Below are 716 nucleotides of genomic sequence, written 5' to 3' on the forward strand. Positions count from 1 at the left end.
TACATCAACGATGGCGAGCTCAGCGGCGAGGTGGATATCACCATCACCCTGGGCGCCGGCACCGCCGTGGGTGACACCATTGTGGTCACCGACCAGGATGGCAACACCCTGTTCTCCGGCCCTGTGACCCAGGATATGCTGGACAATGGCCTTGACCTGTCTGTGGCCGCCCCGGCGACCGGCACCGAGCTGGACATCACCGCCACGGTCACTGATCCGGCCGGTAACACCGCTGAGGGCTCTGACTCGGCCACCCTGGATTACGGCACAGGCACCGGCGCACCGGCGTCACCCACCGTGGTGATTACCGAAGATGCCAACAATGATGGCTACATCAATACCGATGAGCTGGATGGTGACATCAACATCACCGTCACCCTGGGCGCAGGTACCGCCGTGGGCGATACCCTGATTGTGACCGACCAGGATGGCAATGAGCTGTTTAACGGCACCGTGACTCAGGCCATGCTGGATAACGGGCTGGGCCTGACGGTCACCCCACCGGCGACCGGCACCACCATTACGGTCACCGCGACGGTCACTGACCCGGCGGGCAACACCGCCAATGGCAGTGATGCGGCCACCCTGGATTACGGCTCAGGCACCGGCGCACCGGCTGCGCCGACGGTCGAGATTACCGAAGATGCCAACGATGATGGTTACATCAACGATGGCGAGCTGGACGGTCAGGTGGACATCACCATCACGCTGGGCGC

Annotated in this window: 1 protein-coding gene; it reads left to right on the top strand. The window is 63.1% G+C overall.

Annotated elements, in window-relative coordinates; all coding sequences use genetic code 11:
- Nucleotides 1-716: hypothetical protein (locus L2725_RS23150; RefSeq protein WP_249251140.1), on the top strand; the 716-nt coding region annotated here is incomplete at both ends.

It is taken from the genome of Shewanella corallii (genome assembly GCF_023349125.1).
GTDB classification, from domain to species: Bacteria; Pseudomonadota; Gammaproteobacteria; order Enterobacterales; family Shewanellaceae; genus Shewanella; species Shewanella corallii.